Consider the following 17,093-nt stretch of genomic DNA (forward strand, 5'->3'; position numbering starts at 1 on the left):
GCACGGGGGCGGCGGGCCTCGACGGGGGAGCAACACCCACGGGGGAGCACGGAAAAGGGGCGGTCCGGCCTTTCGGCTGGACCGCCCCTTCTGTGTCCGGGCGGGTGGGAGCTACCGCGTCAGACCTTCAGCGTCCTGATCGACGTCGGCGCGTGCTCCGGCTCCGTCGCGAGCTCCTCGAACTCGACCACGTTGCTGATGTCGTTGGTGGTCGACATGGAGATGTTGGTGACCCGCTCCAGGATCGCCTCCACGACGACCGGCACCTGGTGCTCGGCGGCGAGCTTCTTGGCCTGCTCCAGGGCGGCGCCCAGTTCGCTCGGGTCGGTCACCCGGATCGCCTTGCAGCCGAGGCCCTCGGCGACCTTGACGTGGTCGACGCCGTAGACGCCCAGTTCGGGCGAGTTGATGTTCTCGAACTCCAGCTTGACCTGGAAGTCGATGTCGAACGCCCGCTGCGCCTGGCGGATCAGCCCCAGGTAGGCGTTGTTGACCAGGACGTGCACGTACGGGATCTTGTGCTGCGCGCCGACCGCCAGTTCCTCGATCATGAACTGGAAGTCGTAGTCGCCGGACAGGGCGACGACCTGTGCCTCCGGGTCGGCCTTCGCCACGCCCAGCGCGGCCGGGACGGTCCAGCCGAGGGGGCCCGCCTGGCCGCAGTTGATCCAGTGGCGCGGCTTGAAGACGTGCAGCATCTGGGCGCCGGCGATCTGCGAGAGGCCGATGGTGGAGACGTACCGGGTCTCCGGCCCGAAGGCCTTGTTCATCTCCTCGTAGACGCGCTGCGGCTTGATCGGGATGTCGTCGAAGTGCGTACGTCGCTGGAGGGTCGCCTTCTTCTCCTGCGCGGAGGCCGCCCACGCGGAGCGGTCCGGCAGCTTGCCCGCCGCCTTCAACTCCCTGGCCACCTGGACGAACAGCTCCAGAGCGGCCTTCGCGTCGGAGGCGATGCCGTAGTCGGGGGCGAAGATCTTGCCGATCTGGGTCGGCTCGATGTCGACGTGGACGAACTTCCGGCCTGCCGTGTAGACGTCGAGCTTGCCGGTGTGGCGGTTGGCCCAGCGGTTGCCGATGCCGAGGACGAAGTCGGACTCCAGGAAGGTCGCGTTGCCGTAGCGGTGCGAGGTCTGCAGGCCCACCATGCCGGCGTTCAGCTCGTGGTCGTCGGGCAGCAGGCCCCAGCCCATCAGGGTCGGGACGACCGGAGTGCCCGTCAACTCGGCGAATTCCACGAGCAGTTCGGCGGCGTCAGCGTTGATGACACCGCCGCCCGCGACGATCAGCGGCCGCTCGGAGGCGTTCAGCATCCCGATCGCCTTCTCGATCTGGGCGCGGGTCGCGGCCGGCTTGTAGGCCGGGAGGGGCTCGTACGTCTCCGGGTCGAACTCGATCTCCGTCAGCTGGACGTCGATCGGCAGGTCGATCAGGACCGGGCCGGGACGGCCGGAGCGCATCAGGTGGAAGGCCTGCTGGAAGACTCCGGGGACCTGGGCGGCCTCCAGGACGGTCACCGCCATTTTCGTGACCGGCTTGGCGATCGAGGCGATGTCGACGGCCTGGAAGTCCTCTTTGTGGATCACGGCGGTCGGCGCCTGGCCCGTGATGCACAGGATCGGGATGGAGTCGCCGATCGCGGAGTACAGGCCGGTGATCATGTCGGTGCCGGCGGGACCGGACGTGCCGATGCAGACGCCGATGTTGCCCGCGTGCGTACGGGTGTAGCCCTCGGCCATGTGCGAGGCGCCCTCCACATGGCGGGCGAGGGTGTGGTTGATGCCACCGGAGGCCTTGAGCGCCGCGTAGAAGGGGTTGATCGCCGCGCCCGGCACACCGAACGCGTTGCTGACGCCCTCGCGCTTGAGGATCTCGACTGCCGCTCGGGCAGCGGTCATACGAGCCATTGAGTACTCCTGCTTCGGCTGTCGGATTCGCACTCCCGTCGCGCCCCGCGGTGAGCAATTCCGTGACGATGTCTGTTCTGCTTTACTGCAGCATTTCCGCATTGTGGAAATACTTTTCTACTATCTGGAAGCAATGTAGGTGGGCAGGTGAAGACCGTCAAGGGGCGGACAACCGGGCACCACCTGGAGGACGATGGGGGCGCTGTCCCGATGCGAGATCGTCCTGGAGTGGGCCATGTCCGAGAGCGTGTCGGTGCGCTGCCCGGCCTGTCGGCGGGAGCATCTCTACGCGGCGCCCGTCTACCCGTGTGCGTGCGGGGCGCCCGTCGCGCCGACGCTGGATGCCCAGGGGACCGCCACGGTCATCACCCATCGCTCCTGGGACGAGGAGTGGGTCGGCGTGCGCTGCGGGGCGTGCGGCCGCGAGGACGAGTGGCCCCGTCCGGAGCTGGGCTGCCCCTGCGGGACGGTGCTGCGCGTTCCGGTCGTGGAGACAGGGACCGGCGAGGACGCGGATGCGGATGCAGGAGGGGAAGCGGATACGGATGCGGCACAGCAGAAGACGCCCGTGCCGCGCCGCGCCTTCCAGCCGATCACGATCCGCACCGCCCGCGACGCGGTCACGGCGGCCGCCGTCTATCTGCGCTGGCTCGGCTACCGGGACATCCGCCGCGCCGACCAGCGGCCGCCGACCGGGATCGGGATCGCCGCTCACGGGCTGCTCGCCCAGGTCGACCCGACCGTGGCTCCGGCGTCCCTCCGCGACGTGGAGTGCCTGTGGCTGACCGCGATGACGGAGTCCGCGGCCTGCGTCTACTTCTCCCTCGCCGGATACGCCCCCGAGGCCCGCGCCCGCGCCGACTCGCTGGGCGTCCCCCTGTTCGTCCTGGACCTCACGGGGACACCCCAGCCGGTCAACAGCCTCGCCGACGAACTGGACGCGACGGGCGCCCGGTAATCCGCTCGCGCCCGGCGCCGCGGCCGACGGACACTCGGCCCATGCGCATCCGCCCCGCGATCCCCGACGACCTCCTCGTCCTCCAGGACATCGAGCGCGCCGCGGGCGCCCCCTTCCGCGACCTCGGCATGGCGGCGATCGCCGACGACGAGCCGCCCGCCCTGGACGTCCTGGACCGCTTCCGCCGGGCGGGCCGCGCCTGGGTGGCCCGCGACGCCGACGATCACCCGGTCGCCTATCTGATCTGCGAGCCCGTCGACGGCGCCCTGCACATCGAGCAGGTCTCGGTCCACCCGGACGCCGCCCGCCGGGGCCTGGGCCGGGCCCTCCTCGCCCACGCCGCCGACCACGCACACGAGCAGGGCCTCACCGCCCTCACCCTGACCACCTTCACCGAGGTCCCGTGGAACGCCCCGTACTACGCCCGCCTCGGCTTCCGGGCCCTGGCGGAGGCCGAACTCACCGCGGGGCTGCGGAGGATCCGCGCCCACGAGGCGGAGCTCGGCCTCGACCGGTGGCCGCGCGTGTGCATGCGCCGCGACTGGCCGGAGACCGGCTGAAGCCTAGGCCGAGGGGGCCGCGTACTTCTCCCGCAACTCCACCTTCCGCACCTTCCCGGACACCGTCATCGGGAACGACTCGAGGATCCGCAACCGGCTGGGGATCTTGTAGTGCGCCAACTGCCCGTCGCAGAAGGCCCGTAGCTCCTCCAACGTCAGCGGATCGGCCACGTCGCGCGGGATGACACAGGCCAGCACCTCCTCGCCGTACCGCTCGTGCGGCACCCCGACGACCTGGACGTCCGCGATCTTCGGGTGGGCGTACAGGAACTCCTCGATCTCCCGCGGGTAGATGTTCTCGCCACCCCGGATGATCATGTCCTTGATACGGCCGACGATCTCGACGTAGCCGTCCTCGCGCATCGTCGCGAGGTCACCGGTGTGCATCCAGCGTCCGGCGTCGACGGCCTCGGCGGTCTTCTCGGGCTCGTTCCAGTAGCCGAGCATCACGCTGTAGCCGCGGGTGCACAGCTCGCCCGCCGTGCCGCGCGGCTGGGTCACGCCGGTCGCCGGGTCGACGATCTTCACCTCGATGTGCGGCAGGACGCGGCCGACCGTGGACGTGCGGTGCTCCAGGTCGTCCTCCCGCCGCGTCTGGAGGGACACCGGGGACGTCTCGGTCATGCCGTAGCAGATGGAGACCTCCGCCATGTGCATCTCGGCGACGACCCGCTTCATCACCTCCACCGGGCAGGGCGAGCCCGCCATGATGCCGGTGCGCAGGGAGGAGAGGTCGTACGACGCGAAGTCGGGGAGGTTGAGCTCCGCGATGAACATGGTCGGGACGCCGTAGAGCGAGGTGCAGCGCTCCTGCTGGACCGCCTCCAGCGTGGCCTTCGGGTCGAAGGAGGGGGCCGGGATCACCATGCAGGCACCGTGGGAGGTGGCGGCCAGATTGCCCATGACCATGCCGAAGCAGTGGTAGAACGGCACGGGGATGCACACCCGGTCCTGCTCGCCGTAGGCGATCATCTCGCCCACGAAGTAGCCGTTGTTGAGGATGTTGTGGTGCGAGAGGGTGGCCCCTTTGGGGAAGCCCGTCGTGCCCGACGTGTACTGGATGTTGATGGGGTCGTCGCAGGACAGCTCCTCGTACGGAACCGGGGTCCCGCGAGCGATCAGCGTCTCCCAGCCGGGGTCGCCGATGTACACGGTCTCCCGCAGCCGCGGGCACTTGCCGCGCACCTGCTCGACCATCGCCCGGTAGTCGCTCGTCTTGTGGCTGACGGACGCGAAGAGCAGCGAGATCCCGGCCTGGTTGAGCACGTACTCGACCTCGTGGGTGCGGTACGCCGGGTTGATGTTCACCATGATCGCGCCGATCCGGGCCGTGGCGTACTGGACCAGGACCCACTCGGGGCAGTTGACCGCCCAGATGCCCACCCGGTCGCCCTTGGCGACCCCGCTCGCGAGCAACGCGTACGCCAACTCGTCGACGTCGGCGGCGAATTGGGTGTACGTCCAGCGTCGCCCGGACGGTACGTCGACCAGTGCCTCCCGGTCCGGCCACGCGGCGACCGCACGGTCCAGGTTGGCCCCGATCGTGTCGCCGAGCAGGGCCATCCCGCTCGTCCCGTGGGTGTACGACAGCTGTGCGGTCACCGGAAGTCCTCCTCGTGGTACTCGGCGTCCGACCCCGCGGCCGTGGCCTCGCGCAGCTCGATACGGCGGATCTTGCCGGAGACGGTCTTGGGCAGCGGCGCGAACTCCAGGCGGCGGATGCGCTTGTACGGCGCGAGAACGTCCCGTGAGTGCTCGAAGAGCACCTTGGCCGTGTCGGGGCCCGGCTCCCAGCCCTCCGCCAGGACGACGTACGCCTTCGGCACCGCGAGCCGCAGCTCGTCCGGCGCGGGCACGACGGCCGCCTCGGCCACCGCCCCGTGCTCCAGCAGGGCGCTCTCCAGCTCGAAGGGACTGATCTTGTAGTCCGATGCCTTGAACACGTCGTCCGCGCGACCCACGTACGTGATGTATCCGTCGGCGTCCCGCGAACCGATGTCCCCCGTCCGGTAGTAGCCGCCGGCCATCGCCTCCGCCGTACGGTCGGCGTCGCCGTGGTAGCCGGTCATCACGCCGACGGGTCGGGCCGACAGGTCGAGGGCGATCTCGCCCTCCTCGGCCCCCGGTGCGCCGGAGACCGGATCGAGGAGTTCGACGCGGAAGCCGGGGCTGGGGCGGCCCATCGAGCCCGTCTTCAAGGGCTGGCCGGGGCTGTTGGAGACCTGGACGGCGGTCTCGGTCTGCCCGAAGCCGTCCCGGATGGTCACGCCCCAGGCCCGCCGGACCTGCTCGATGACCTCGGGGTTCAGGGGCTCACCCGCCGCCACGACCTCACGGGGACGGGTGCGCAGCGCGCTCAGGTCGGCCTGGATGAGCATGCGCCAGACGGTCGGCGGGGCGCAGAAGGTGGTGACGCCCGCGCGGTCCATCTCGGCCATCAGCCGGGCCGCGTCGAAGCGCGTGTAGTTGTGGATGAAGACGGTCGCCTCGGCGTTCCACGGGGCGAAGAGGTTGGACCAGGCGTGCTTGGCCCAGCCGGGCGAGGAGATGTTCAGGTGCACGTCGCCGGGCTTGAGGCCGATCCAGTACATGGTGGCCAGGTGCCCGATCGGGTACGAGGTGTGGGTGTGCTCGACCAGCTTGGGGCGGGCGGTGGTGCCGGAGGTGAAGTAGAGCATCAGCGGGTCGTCGGAGGCGGTCGGCCCGTCGGGGACGAACTCGGCGGGGGCCGCGTACGCGTCCTCGTACGACTGCCATCCCTCGCGCGCCCCGCCGACGCTGATGCGCGTGTAGCGGCCGGGCACCTCGTCGAACTTGCCGGTGTCCTCGGCCCGCACCAGCACATGCCGGACGCGGCCCCGCTCCACCCGGTCGCGCAGGTCGGCCGGGCCGAGCAGCGGGGTGGCCGGGATGACGACGGCGCGCAGCTTCATGGCGGCCAGGGCGGTCTCCCACAGCTCGGCCTGGTTGCCGAGCATGACGAGGACACGGTCCTCGGCCCGCACGCCCCGCGCCCGCAGCCAGTTGGCGACACGGTCGGACCGCTCGGCCATCTCGGCGAAGGACAGCCGGACCTCGCTGCCGTCCTCCTCGACGATGTGCAGCGCGGGGCGGTCGTTTCCGGCCGCGATGACGTCGAACCAGTCGAGCGCCCAGTTGAACCGCTCGGGTCGCGGCCAGTCGAAGCCCTCGTAGGCGGTCGCGTAGTCCTCGCGGTGGTCGAGCAGGAAGTTCCGCGCGTCGCGGAACAGCTCCGTCCCCGTCGTCATCTGTCCTCCTGGTCTCCGGACCTTGCCGGGCGGCTCTCTGTCATCGTGTAATCCGTGACGTGGGTCTCACTACCCCCGAACGGGGGTGTGCGCTCGGGAAACAGCGGTGAAAGGGCGAGCACGTGGCAGTTGACGCGGCCGCATCGGTGGAGATGAGGAGCGCGCTGGTACGCCTGCGCCGCTCGACGGGACTGCCGGTCGCCTTCGGCGGCATGGTGGAGCCCGGGCGCCCCCGGATGCGCATCAGCGAACTGAACGGCACGGCGACCGAGTCCCTGCGCAGACTCGCCGTGACCGCCGGCAACGGCCTCGGCGGCAAGGCCGTCGCCCTCGTCCGGCCCTGCGCGGTCACGGACTACTCCGCCTCCCGGCAGATCAGCCACGAGTACGACGCCGTGGTCGCCGCGGAGGGCCTGCGCTCGGTGCTGGCGGTCCCGGTCGTCGTACGGCGCCGGGTGCGCGGTGTCCTGTACGGCGCCCTGCGCACGGCCCAGCCGCTGGGCGACCGCACGCTGACGGCGGCCGTGGAGGCGGCGCGGGACGTGGAGCAGGCGCTGGTGGTGCGGGACGAGGTGCGAGGGCTGCTGGAGGCGGCCCGGCCGCGGACGGCGCCGTACGACGACGAGGGCCGGGGTGCCGCCTGGGAGCAGGTCCGTGAGGCCCACGCCGTCCTGCGCGCCCTGGCCCCGCGCATCGACGACCCCGCGCTGCGCACGGAGCTCCTGGAGGTCTGCGGCCTGCTGGCGGAGGGGCCCGCACCCACGCCGGACGGCCGCCGGGACGGCACGCGGCTGGCCCCGCGGGAAGTGGACGTGCTGGCGTGTGTGGCCGCCGGCTCGACGAACGCGGTCACCGCCGAGCGGCTCGGGCTGCGCGCGGAGACGGTCAAGGGCTACCTGGGCTCGGCCATGCGGAAGCTGGGCGCCCACACCCGCGGAGAGGCGGTGGTGGCGGCACGCCGGGCGGGGTTGCTGCCGTAGAGCGGGGAGGGGCGGGTTGCCTCCGGGGGGCGGTGGGTCTCCGCCCCTGGTCCAGCCCACTCCGACGACCGCCCATTCATTCATCCGCGCCTTGAATTTCCCCATGACGATCGCAAGCTCTCCACGGCTGTTATTTGCCTCACCACGTCGTCCGTCCGAATTTCAAAGATTCGTTGCCTAATATTGGCCCGGACACGACACACGGAGGGGAGCGGTGACCGTGCGACGGGACTTCAAGGAGCCTGCCAGATGCCGCCCCGACCAGGTCATCGGCAGGGACGAGCTGTTCAGGGCGGCGCGTGAGCAGCTCGGGCGGGGCGGCAGCGTGCTGCTTCACGGACCCGCCGGAATTGGGAAGTCGACGGTCCTGCGGGCATTGGCCGGGGAATACGGCGGGGCGGCGCGCACCGTGTTGCGCTGCTCGCCCACGGAGTCCGAATCCCACCTTCCCTTCCTCGCCCTGGCCGACCTCCTCGGCCTGGTCCTGGACGAGGTGTCCGAGCGGCTCCCCGCCGCCCAGCGCACCGCCCTGGAGTCGGCGCTCACCGGCCGCGGCGAGTCCACCCTCCAGCGCGACGGCCTCGCGCTGCGCCTCGCCGTGCTGTCGGCCCTGCGCGCCCTCGCCGACACCGGGCCCGTCCTCGTCGTCGCCGACGACCTCCAGTGGCTGGATCCGGCCAGCGCCGAGCTCCTCGGCTTCGCCGCCCGCCGCCTCGGCGACACCCCGGTCCGGATGTTGTGCGCGGTGCGGACCGACGGCCAGGAGTACGACCGCCATCTACGCGCGTCCCCGCCGGACACCCTCGCCGTACGGCTGGGACCCCTCTCGCGCGCCCAGCTGTCCGCGCTGCTCGACCACCGCGGCTACACCGGCCTGCCCCGCTCCACGGTCCGGGACATCCACCGCACCAGCGGCGGCAACGCCCTGTTCGCCCTCGAACTGGGCCGCGCCCTCGCCGAGAACCCGACCCCGCCCCGCCCCGGCGAACCGCTGCCGGTGCCCACCTCGCTGCGCGCCCTGGTGCTGAACCGCCTGGAGATGCTGTCGGAGGAGGCCCGCCGCACCCTCCTCGTGGCGAGCGCGGGCGCCCGTCCCACGCTGGCGCTGCTGCACGCGGCCGGCCGGGACAACGCCGAGGCCGAGACCGCCCAGGCCGCCGAACTCGGGCTGCTGGCGACCGAGCCCGAGGGCCCCGCCGTACGGTTCGCACACCCGATGATCTCCGCCGCGCTGTACGCGGAGGCGCCCGCGCAGGAGCGGCGGGCCGCGCACGCCGCGCTGTCCACGGCGGCCTCCGACCCCATCGAACGCGCCCGGCACCTGGCCCTGGCGACCCACGGCACCGACCTGGAGGTGGCGGCCCGGCTCGCCGAGGCCGCCGCCCAGGCCCGGGACCGGGGAGCGCCGTCGGTCGCGGCGCAACTGGGCCTGCTCGCGGCGCGGCACACGCCGGCCGACGGCACGTCGAACCCGGAAGTGCTGCGCCTGGCGGCCGCCGAGGACGCGATCACCGCCGGAGAGCTGGACCTCGCCCGGGACATCGCCCGCGAGGTACTGAGCCGCACGACCGTGCCCGAGGACCGGGTGCGGGCCTGGATCATCGTGATCGACACGGCGGGCCACGCCATGACCGAGGTCGACGCGATCTTCCCGCAAGCCCTGGCCGACGCCGGTGAGGACCCGAGGCTGCTCGCCCTGGTCCACTACCAACTCACCTGGCGCGCCCTGCTCGTGGAGGGCGACTTCGACGAGGCCCGCGGCGAGGCGGCGTACGCGGCGGAGTTGGCCGGGCGGGCCGGCGACCGGCACACCGAGCTGATGGCTCTCGCCTTCCAGGCGCAGATCGAGACGCTGATGGGCCACGCGGACGCCCCCGCGACCATCCGGCGGGCGCTGGAGGAGCCGCAGGACCCGAGGGTGGCGTGCCATCACAACGGCGCCGGCTACTCCCGGTTCCGCTGGCTGATCATGAGCGACCAGCTGGCGGAGGCGCGCACGACGGTCACCGCCCTGCTCCGCGAGGTGCGCCGGCGCGGGTCGGTCGAGAGCGAGGTGCACTTCCTGCGCGGGGTGGCCGAGACCGAACTGCACTCCGGGCACTGCGGGCGCGCCCTCGACCTGGCCCGCGAGAGCCTGCGCCTCGCCCGCGACACCGGTATCGGCGAGGTGGCCTCCGCCGTGCTGACCTCGCTCGCCGAGGCGGCGGGCGGCGAGACGGACCGGGCGCTGGCGCTGGCGCGGGAGGCGGTGGAGCACGCCGAGGAGGACGGCGACCAGATGTACGTCTCCCGTGCCCTGGCGGCCCTGGGCCACGCCCAGTTGGTGGCCGGGGACGTGCGGGCGGCGGTCGTCTCGCTGCGCCGGGTACGCGAAGTGGAGCAGGGCCTCGGCATCACCGACCCGGCGCGCGGCCGCTGGCACGGCGACCTCGCCGAGGCCCTGGTCCGCAGCGGCGAGCTCGCGGAGGCACAGGACGTCATCGACGTCACGCGGGAGCTGGCGCTGCGGCTGGACCGCGAGAGCGTGCTGGCCGTCCTGGACCGGGCCGAGGCGCTGCTCCGCGCGACACGCGGCGAACAGGACGCCGCGGTGGCCCAGTTGACGTCGGCGCAGGACCGTCTCGGGAAACTGGGCTACAGCCTGGAGGAGGCCCGCGCCGCCTTCGCCCTGGCCCAGCTACGCACCGGCGCTCCCGGCCCCACGTCGTACGACGAGGCGGCCCGGCTGTTCCGCCGCTGCCGGGCACTGCCCTGGCTGCGGCAGGTCGAGGCGGCCGCCGCGGCGCGCCCCGTGGAGGCGGCCCCCACCCCCGCCGCCGCGCCGCCGGACGGTCTTGAGGGCCTGGACGGGCTCGCCTCTATGGAGCGTCAGGTCGCCGCGCTCGTCATGGAGGGCGCGACGAACCGGGAGATCGCCGCGCGCCTGTTCATCAGCGTCAAAACGGTCGAAGCGACACTTACCCGCGTATATCGCAAGCTCGGGATCCGATCGCGCGTCGACATCGTCAGACTGGCGGCGGGACGGCGCACTACGTGAGTTCGGGACGGCGCACGGCGTGAGTTCGGGGTGCCGGACGACGTGAGTCGAGGTACCGGAGGGCATGAGTTCCGGGTGCCGGACGACGTGTCTTTGAGATGCCGTGCCTGTGCGTCGGGGCGTAGTTCGCAGTGCCCTCGGGTCGTCGTACGACGCCTCGCGGCGCGTGAGTTCACCCGTCCTTGTCGGTCCGCGGAGGTTTAGCCGACCCCGACCGAGGGTTTTCCCTGCCCAACTCCCTTAGGGGGTTCCCTCATTGGGAAGGGGAACTTCCGGGACCTACCTTGAGTGCGTGCCGCTCGCCGGGCACACGGGGGTCGGTCCCGCGGCCCCCGTGCACCACCCCCCACCCGCGCGACCCCCCACCGGCAACCCCCCAATGAGGAGTCTCATGTCCGGGCTCACCCGTGCCAGAAAGACCGCCGCCGTCGTGGCCACCGCTGCCGCGGCCGCGACAGCCCTGCTCAGCGCCCCCACGGCTGAGGCCGCCTCAACGCGCATCGTGGGCGGCACGACCACCACGACGACCGCGTACCCGTTCATGATGCAGATCACCGACGCCTCGCAGAACCAGTTCTGCGGCGGCACGTTGGTCTCGGCCACCAAGGTCGTCACCGCGGCCCACTGCATGGTCGACGAGACCACCAGCAGCGTCCGCGTCGTCGGCGGCCGCACCTACCGCAACGGCACGAACGGCACCGTCAGCCGGGTCAGCGACATCTGGGTCCACCCCGACTACACGAGCGCCACCGACGGCAACGACGTGGCCGTGCTGACCCTGTCGACCTCGATGCCGTACACGACGGCCTCGTACGTCGACTCCTCGGACACCGGCGTGTACGCGGCCGGCACCACCGCCCGCGTCATCGGCTGGGGCACCACGTCCTCGAACGGCAGCTCCTCCAACCAGCTGCGGACGGCCACCGTGCCGCTCGTCTCCAACTCCAGCTGCGCGAGCTCCTACGGTTCGGACTTCCTCGCGTCCGACATGGTCTGCGCCGGATACACCTCCGGCGGCGTCGACACCTGCCAGGGCGACAGCGGCGGTCCCCTGATCATCGGGGGCGTCCTGGCAGGGATCACTTCCTGGGGCGAGGGCTGCGCCCAGGCCGGTTACCCGGGTGTCTACACCCGGCTGACCACGTTCTCGGACGAGGTGACCGAACAGGTCGAGTCCTGACCGGGACTGTCGTCCAGAAGGTCTCCCGAGCACACCTCGGGTGAAAGACCAGGGGGCGTTGCGGGCCTCCACGAGCGGCCCGCAACGCCCCCTATCCATGTCTGCCGCCTGCTCTTGCGCGTCCGCCGCCGTGTCCGTTGTCAGTGGGGCCTGGTTGAATTGGGTGCCGTTCGGAAGTGACGGCACGGGAAGTGAAACAGGCGTCGGGGGTGATGGGCATGGTGTCCGCGGACCGTTTGCTGGCCTTCGCGGCGATGTCGTTGCTGGTGATCGTGGTTCCGGGGCCAAGCGTGCTGTTCGTCATCGGCCGCGCCCTGGCCCACGGTCGCCGCACCGCCATGGCGACCGCGCTCGGCAATGTCCTCGGCTCGTACCTGCTGGTCGTCGCGGTCGCGGTGGGCGTCGGCTCCCTGGTGGAGCGGTCCGTGGCGGTCTATCTGACGGTGAAGCTGGCCGGCGCGGCCTATCTGGTCTACCTGGGCGTGCAGGCGTTCCGGCACCGCAAGGAGCTGAAGGCGTCGGCGATAGAGGTGCGGCCCACGGGACCGTCGCGCGGCGATCTGCGAACGCTCCTCGACGGCGCCCTGGTCGGTGTCACCAACCCGAAGGGCGTGGTGTTCTTCGCCGCCGTCCTCCCCCAGTTCGTGGACCACTCGGCAGGCAGTGTCCCGACGCAGATGCTGCTGCTGGGCCTGGTCCCGATCACCATCGGCCTGGTCACGGACACCCTGTGGGGCCTGACCGCATCCGCCGCCCGCAGCTGGTTCGCCCGCTCCGACCGCCGGCTGTCCCTGATAGGCGGAGCCGGCGGGGCCACGATAATCGGGCTCGGGGTGACCGTCGCGGTGACGGGACGGGCGGACTGAGCCGGAACGAGGCGTGGGCGGTGCCTGTTTGAGGATGCCGGTCACTGGGAGATGACTTGTCGCCAGGAGGCGACAAGTCGCCGGGGGGGCGACGGCCGCTAGGGGATCACGGTCCCGAAGCGGATGTCGTACGAGTCCTCCGAGTGCAGGACCCGCAGCATCCGCTCCCCCTCTTCGAGGACGTCCGCGCGCTGCTGCTTGCTGAGCTCGACGAACGGCTCTATGACCAGGGCGTCGCCGAGGATCCGCCACACCCCCGCGAGGAAGCCGTCGACGAGGAGCGGGCAGTAGAAGGTGTTCGCCTGCCAGGTGCGGCCACGGTTCGCGGGCGGGATCACACGGGTGCGGTCGGCGTGGGAGAGGAGCAGATTGTCGAACTCGGGCAGGAAGCGGGGCGGGGCCGGGGTCTCCGGGTCGGGGCGCGGGGCGTCGGGCAGGTCGAAGAGCTCGACGCCGCTCTCGTCCCGGAAGGTGAGCAGCTGAGGGCGGAGCCGTTCGAAGGCGGCGCGCATCCGGGTCAGGCCGGACCAGGTCTGCATGTCCTTCACGGAGGCCGGCCCGAAAGCGGCCAGATAGCGCAGCACCGCGGCGTCCGGGGAGGCGGCCGGCTCGGCGGGGCGGCCCAGCCAGTGCTCGACGGTGGTGAGGGCGACCTGGGCACTGCGGCCCCACAGTCCGCGCGGGGTGACCTGGACGAGGGGAAGCGTGCAACGGGCGGCGACGGCCAGGGACTGCGGGTCCGCGTCCGGCCACTCGGCGCTCAGCGCCTCGCGCAACTGCTTCATGGTGCGGGGCTCGGCCTCGACGAGGTCACGGGCGATGACGGCGAGGCGGCCCAGGTCGACGCCGACCAGGCCCTTGCGGAAGAGGTTCACCTCGCGGTCCCGGGCGGGCTGGACCAGCGGACGCAGGGTGAGAGTGTCGTCGGCGGTGTGCAGGTGGATCGTCGAACGCAGGGTGACGATGCGTACGGCGGCGCGGTCGGCCAGCGGCCCGGACAGCTTCTCGGGCGTGAAGCCGTCGAGGCGGGCGGCGAGCGCGTAGTACGGCGGTTTGACCTCCTGGGCCTGGAGGCCGACCAGATGTTCCACGGCCGCCATGACGGACAGCGGGGAGCGGCGCAGCAGCAACTGCCGGTCGAGGGTGGCCCGGTTGAGGGCGCGGGTGCTGAGGATGGGATCGGTCCCCGCGGCCCCGGTGGTCCGCTTCGTCGTCTTCGTCATGCTCCGCACGCTAGCGAGACTTGCGGACACCTTCGGTCCGCAACTCTCACGGAATCCAGGATCGGCTCCCCCTCCCATGTCATTCATCCCGTATATCCTGCTCCGTGATCACGCACACGAACACGCACGCACAGACACACACGCACTCATCGTCTCGTCCGGGAGGCAGCCGCGATGTCCGAGCGACGCGCCCGCCCCGCCTCGAAGAACCCCATGAAGTCCGTCTGGCGCCGAGCGCTCACTCCGCCGCAGCCACCTGAGCCACCGGCCCCGGCACATCCCGCGCGGTCCGCGACTGCCGATTCCGCCGAGGTGGCGAGCGTCGTGGAGTCGGCGCTGTACCAGGACGGCGTCCGGGTCTCCTCCCCCGCCACCCTCGCCGAGACCTTCCGCGAGCTGCGCGAGCAGCCGTCCGGCATGGCGTGGATCGGCCTCGCCCGCCCCACTGAGGCCGAACTCCTCTCGCTGGCCGCCGAGTTCGACCTGCACCCGCTCGCGGTCGAGGACGCGATGGAGGCACACCAGCGACCCAAGCTGGAGCGCTACGGCGACACCCTGTTCGTGGTCCTGCGCGCGGCGCGCTATCTCGACGCGCCCGAGGAGGTCGACTTCGGCGAACTGCATGTGTTCGTCGGCCCCGACTTCGTGATCACCGTCCGCCATGGCGCGGCCCCCGATCTGTCGGCGGTGCGCCAGCGTATGGAGGAGACTCCGGAACTGCTCAAACTCGGCCCGGAGGCGGTGCTCTACGCGATACTGGACGCGGTGGTCGACGGCTACGAGCCCGTGGTGACGGGCGTCCAGATCGACATCGACGAGATCGAGACCGAGGTCTTCCGCGGCGACCCCGAGGTCTCCCGCCGCATCTACGAACTCTCCCGCGAAATGGTCGAGTTCCAGCGCGCCACCCGCCCCCTCGTCGGCATGCTGCACGGATTGATGGCCGGCTTCTCCAAGTACGGCACGGACGAGGAACTACAGCGCTACCTCCGCGACGTGGCCGACCACGTCACCCACACCAGCGAACGCGTCGACGGCTTCCGCCAGGCCCTGACCGAGATCCTCACGGTCAACGCGACGCTGGTCACGCAGCAACAGAACGCGGAAATGCGGGCGTTGGCAGAGGCGGGGTTCGAACAGAACGAGGAGATCAAGAAGATCTCCTCGTGGGCGGCCATTCTGTTCGCTCCGACGCTGGTCGGGACGATCTACGGCATGAACTTCACGCACATGCCGGAGTTGCACTGGGTGCTCGGATATCCCTTTGCAATCGCCCTGATGGGCGTTGTATGCACCAGCTTGTACGTCATTTTCAAGCGGCGTGATTGGCTCTGAGTAATCGCCCCGGAGTCCCGAGCTCGTGCAGCTCCGATCCAGGCGCGGCCGACGCGCTTTGAGGCCGCTGGGGAGAATCTGGGGAGCGTGAGCCGCGCTCCGTTCGGGGCGGCCTCCTGCGGTCGTGGGCGGTGGTGTGCGAGGGCGTCGACTCTGCGGCGAGGCGGCGCATTCCCCCGGATCGATGCCACTTCGAGGTCCGGGTAGTCGGCAGATCTTTCAGGGAGTGGAGGTACAACTGGCCGTCCGGCGTGCGGATCCAGGTGGGGCCGCCGAAGGCCGCATGCCAGTCGTTGGGGGGCTCGCTGCCGTTCTTCCCTCTCCCCTCGCGGAAGATGAACCGGTGTCGTTCTGGGGAGCCGGGCGCCGCCGCCAACGCCTCCTGGAACCAGGCGTGTTGGTTGGAGACGTGGTTCGGGACGATGTCGAGGATCACCCGCAGGCCCAGCTCGTGGGCCTCGGTGATCAGCTTTCGGGCCTCGTCCAGGGTGCCGTATGTGGGGTGGATATCGCGGAAGTCGGAGACGTCGTAGCCGAGGTCGGCCAGCGGGGACGGGTACCAGGGAGTGATCCAGATCGCCTCGACACCGAGGTAGGCCAGGTACTGCAGGCGGGAGCGCGGGCCCGCGATGTCGCCGGTTCCGTCGCCGTCGCCGTCGGCGAAGCAGCGTATGTAGACCTGGTAGATGACCGCGAAGCGCCACCAGGATTCGTTCGCGGGGTCGTTCGTGGCGTCGTTCGCGGGGGGGGCGGGTTGTTCATGTGGCTCGGTCCTGTCGGAGGGGACGCGTGGTCCACACCGCCCGCGCATTGATCACAACGAATTTCGGGTGCCTCGCCCGGCTACCCGGTGGTCGCGCCTGCCGTGCCGCCGCGGACGAAGTGCCGTTGGAAGGCGAAGAAGACCAGGGCCACGGGGATGGTCATGAGCAGGGTCGCCGCGAGCTTGATCGGGTGCTGGTCGCCCAGGCCGAGCTGGCCGGAGACGAGTGAGGCGACCCCGGATGTGAGGGTGTTCGGTTCCGGGCTCTGCCAGGACACGATGAAGTGCGGCAGTTCGTTCCACGATCCCTGGAACGACAGGATGGTCAGGGTGATGAGGGCCGGGCGAGCCATCGGCAGCGCGATGGACCAGAAGATCCGGAAGGTGTTCGCGCCGTCGATCCTGGCTGCTTCCTCGACGCTGACGGGGATCGACTCGAAGAACTGCTTCATGGTGAACACCCCTGCGGCATCCGCGAGTCGGTTTCGGCACCAGAAGGACTGATCCTCGAAGAACACTCGGCATCGCGGTCCTGAGGATCATCGGAAGGGGCGGGCCGCCAACATGAGCCTGTGCCGGCCGGCCCCGGCAGGAAGGCCAAGAGGGCCACCGCGGCGATCGCCGGACCGGACAGCGGCATGACGATGCGCCGGTACCGGGCCCGCGGTGCGGGCCCGGCCCGACGTCAGTCACCGGATCGGGCGAGGTCAGGCCAGGTCAGGTCACCGGATCGAGGAAGGTCAGCACCGAGGCGTCTTCCTCGATCAGCGGGACGAGCGCCGCGTTGAACGGGCCGCCGTACGGTGCCTTCAGGTGCGCCTGGAAGGCGTCCTCGTCGCGGTACACCTCGAAGATCCAGAAGGCGCGCGGGGCGGCTGCCTTGGTGTAGACGTCGAAGACGAGGTTGCCTTCTTCCTCTCGCACCTTGAGGGCGTAGTCCCCGATCAGGCGGGCGACCTCGTCCTCAGCTCCCTCACGGGCGGTGAACTCGGCGAGCAGGGTCTTCTTCACGGTGTCG

13 protein-coding genes and 1 pseudogene are annotated in these 17,093 nt (G+C 70.9%); 7 read left to right on the forward strand and 7 right to left on the reverse strand.

Annotated features, from left to right (window positions below):
- Positions 1-119: 119 nt before the first annotated feature.
- Positions 120-1,904, reverse strand: a complete 1,785-nt coding sequence (gcl, locus tag ADK36_RS08410; protein ID WP_053196889.1) for a glyoxylate carboligase — start codon at positions 1,902-1,904, stop codon at positions 120-122.
- 235 nt (positions 1,905-2,139) lie between these two features.
- Here gcl and ADK36_RS08415 point away from each other — a divergent pair, with 235 nt between their 5' ends.
- On the forward strand, positions 2,140-2,862 hold the full coding sequence (locus ADK36_RS08415; RefSeq protein WP_053196928.1) for a hypothetical protein: 723 nt from the start codon (positions 2,140-2,142) through the stop codon (positions 2,860-2,862).
- A gap of 41 nt (positions 2,863-2,903) precedes the next feature.
- On the forward strand, positions 2,904-3,422 hold the full coding sequence (locus ADK36_RS08420) for a GNAT family N-acetyltransferase (protein WP_053196891.1): 519 nt from the start codon (positions 2,904-2,906) through the stop codon (positions 3,420-3,422).
- Between the two features lie 3 nt (positions 3,423-3,425).
- Here the strand turns inward: ADK36_RS08420 and ADK36_RS08425 are convergent, their stop codons facing one another.
- Together ADK36_RS08425 and ADK36_RS08430 are read right to left on the reverse strand one after the other, a co-directional pair.
- Complete coding sequence (locus ADK36_RS08425; RefSeq protein WP_276525475.1) at positions 3,426-4,985, reverse strand: AMP-binding protein; 1,560 nt, start codon at positions 4,983-4,985, stop codon at positions 3,426-3,428.
- 35 nt (positions 4,986-5,020) lie between these two features.
- Complete coding sequence (locus ADK36_RS08430; protein ID WP_053196893.1) at positions 5,021-6,691, reverse strand: AMP-binding protein; 1,671 nt, start codon at positions 6,689-6,691, stop codon at positions 5,021-5,023.
- Between the two features lie 152 nt (positions 6,692-6,843).
- Here ADK36_RS08430 and ADK36_RS08435 point away from each other — a divergent pair, with 152 nt between their 5' ends.
- The 4 genes from ADK36_RS08435 to ADK36_RS08450 all read left to right on the forward strand — a co-directional run bounded on the left by ADK36_RS08435 (position 6,844) and on the right by ADK36_RS08450 (position 12,754).
- Complete coding sequence (locus ADK36_RS08435) at positions 6,844-7,671, forward strand: helix-turn-helix transcriptional regulator (RefSeq protein ID WP_053196895.1); 828 nt, start codon at positions 6,844-6,846, stop codon at positions 7,669-7,671.
- Positions 7,672-7,885: 214 nt separating this feature from the next.
- Positions 7,886-10,708 (forward strand): helix-turn-helix transcriptional regulator, encoded by a 2,823-nt coding sequence (locus ADK36_RS08440; RefSeq protein WP_053196897.1) that lies wholly within the window; start codon positions 7,886-7,888, stop codon positions 10,706-10,708.
- Between the two features lie 391 nt (positions 10,709-11,099).
- Positions 11,100-11,888, forward strand: coding sequence for a S1 family peptidase (locus ADK36_RS08445; RefSeq protein ID WP_048582818.1), 789 nt, complete (start codon positions 11,100-11,102; stop codon positions 11,886-11,888).
- Positions 11,889-12,106: 218 nt separating this feature from the next.
- Positions 12,107-12,754, forward strand: a complete 648-nt coding sequence (locus tag ADK36_RS08450; RefSeq protein ID WP_053196929.1) for a LysE family translocator — start codon at positions 12,107-12,109, stop codon at positions 12,752-12,754.
- A gap of 98 nt (positions 12,755-12,852) precedes the next feature.
- Here the strand turns inward: ADK36_RS08450 and ADK36_RS08455 are convergent, their stop codons facing one another.
- Positions 12,853-13,977: a winged helix DNA-binding domain-containing protein gene (locus ADK36_RS08455; RefSeq protein WP_053196899.1), complete on the reverse strand. Its 1,125-nt coding sequence runs from the start codon at positions 13,975-13,977 to the stop codon at positions 12,853-12,855.
- Positions 13,978-14,151: 174 nt separating this feature from the next.
- On the opposite strand from ADK36_RS08455, the gene ADK36_RS08460 reads away from it, so the two are divergent.
- Positions 14,152-15,312 (forward strand): magnesium and cobalt transport protein CorA, encoded by a 1,161-nt coding sequence (locus ADK36_RS08460; RefSeq protein ID WP_078942752.1) that lies wholly within the window; start codon positions 14,152-14,154, stop codon positions 15,310-15,312.
- A gap of 226 nt (positions 15,313-15,538) precedes the next feature.
- Here the strand turns inward: ADK36_RS08460 and ADK36_RS08465 are convergent.
- From ADK36_RS08465 to ADK36_RS08475, 3 genes and pseudogenes are all read right to left on the reverse strand, one after another.
- Positions 15,539-16,123, reverse strand: a pseudogene (locus tag ADK36_RS08465) (alpha-amylase family glycosyl hydrolase); the annotation flags it as partial.
- Positions 16,124-16,155: 32 nt separating this feature from the next.
- Positions 16,156-16,527 (reverse strand): carbohydrate ABC transporter permease, encoded by a 372-nt coding sequence (locus ADK36_RS08470; protein WP_078916345.1) that lies wholly within the window; start codon positions 16,525-16,527, stop codon positions 16,156-16,158.
- Between the two features lie 265 nt (positions 16,528-16,792).
- A complete protein-coding gene (locus tag ADK36_RS08475; RefSeq protein WP_048582822.1) occupies positions 16,793-17,086 on the reverse strand; it encodes a putative quinol monooxygenase in 294 nt (97 codons plus the stop codon).
- Between the last annotated feature and the right edge of the window lie 7 nt (positions 17,087-17,093).

The sequence above is a fragment of the Streptomyces viridochromogenes genome (genome assembly GCF_001270495.1).
Lineage (GTDB): Bacteria > Actinomycetota > Actinomycetes > Streptomycetales > Streptomycetaceae > Streptomyces > Streptomyces viridochromogenes_A.

Bases quoted from the DNA above. Each gene is read 5' to 3' on its own strand.
- gcl (WP_053196889.1), bottom strand. From the start codon at position 1,904: ATGGCTCGTATGACCGCTGCCCGAGCGGCAGTCGAGATCCTCAAGCGC.
- ADK36_RS08415 (WP_053196928.1), top strand. From the start codon at position 2,140: ATGTCCGAGAGCGTGTCGGTGCGCTGCCCGGCCTGTCGGCGGGAGCAT.
- ADK36_RS08420 (WP_053196891.1), top strand. From the start codon at position 2,904: ATGCGCATCCGCCCCGCGATCCCCGACGACCTCCTCGTCCTCCAGGAC.
- ADK36_RS08425 (WP_276525475.1), bottom strand. From the start codon at position 4,985: ATGGCCCTGCTCGGCGACACGATCGGGGCCAACCTGGACCGTGCGGTC.
- ADK36_RS08430 (WP_053196893.1), bottom strand. From the start codon at position 6,691: ATGACGACGGGGACGGAGCTGTTCCGCGACGCGCGGAACTTCCTGCTC.
- ADK36_RS08435 (WP_053196895.1), top strand. From the start codon at position 6,844: ATGAGGAGCGCGCTGGTACGCCTGCGCCGCTCGACGGGACTGCCGGTC.
- ADK36_RS08445 (WP_048582818.1), top strand. From the start codon at position 11,100: ATGTCCGGGCTCACCCGTGCCAGAAAGACCGCCGCCGTCGTGGCCACC.
- ADK36_RS08450 (WP_053196929.1), top strand. From the start codon at position 12,107: ATGGTGTCCGCGGACCGTTTGCTGGCCTTCGCGGCGATGTCGTTGCTG.
- ADK36_RS08455 (WP_053196899.1), bottom strand. From the start codon at position 13,977: ATGACGAAGACGACGAAGCGGACCACCGGGGCCGCGGGGACCGATCCC.
- ADK36_RS08460 (WP_078942752.1), top strand. From the start codon at position 14,152: ATGTCCGAGCGACGCGCCCGCCCCGCCTCGAAGAACCCCATGAAGTCC.
- ADK36_RS08470 (WP_078916345.1), bottom strand. From the start codon at position 16,527: ATGAAGCAGTTCTTCGAGTCGATCCCCGTCAGCGTCGAGGAAGCAGCC.